The 396-nt window shown below is 42.9% G+C and carries 2 tRNA genes; both read right to left on the reverse strand.

Annotated features, from left to right (window positions below):
- Nucleotides 1-116: 116 nt before the first annotated feature.
- A tRNA-Ala gene (locus HMPREF3020_RS05640) sits at nt 117-192 on the reverse strand.
- A gap of 53 nt (nt 193-245) precedes the next feature.
- Nucleotides 246-322 (reverse strand) — tRNA-Ile (locus tag HMPREF3020_RS05645).
- Nucleotides 323-396: the final 74 nt, after the last annotated feature.

Here is a 396-nt window from a genome sequence, read left to right on the forward strand (position 1 = left end):
TCAGCTTGTTTCCTGGTTGTTAAAGAACAGAAATAACATTTTCAGTTATCATCGTTAAATAAACTCATTAAAGCATTTTAAGCATTAAATCAGTCAATTTACTTAACGATGATAAGTGGTGGAGATAAGCGGGATCGAACCGCTGACCTCCTGCGTGCAAGGCAGGCGCTCTCCCAGCTGAGCTATATCCCCATGTCATCGTTTATTTATTACCTTATTCACCTTCATCACTCACTCAGTTTGAGTGGTGGGTCTGAGTGGACTTGAACCACCGACCTCACCCTTATCAGGGGTGCGCTCTAACCACCTGAGCTACAGACCCAAGGGAATAACGGCTTTCTGCTCGATATTGTCTACAATATATCAATCAATCTGTGTGGACACTTATTGTCTCTC

This window comes from Haemophilus sp. HMSC068C11, assembly GCF_001815355.1.
Classification (GTDB): domain Bacteria; phylum Pseudomonadota; class Gammaproteobacteria; order Enterobacterales; family Pasteurellaceae; genus Haemophilus_D.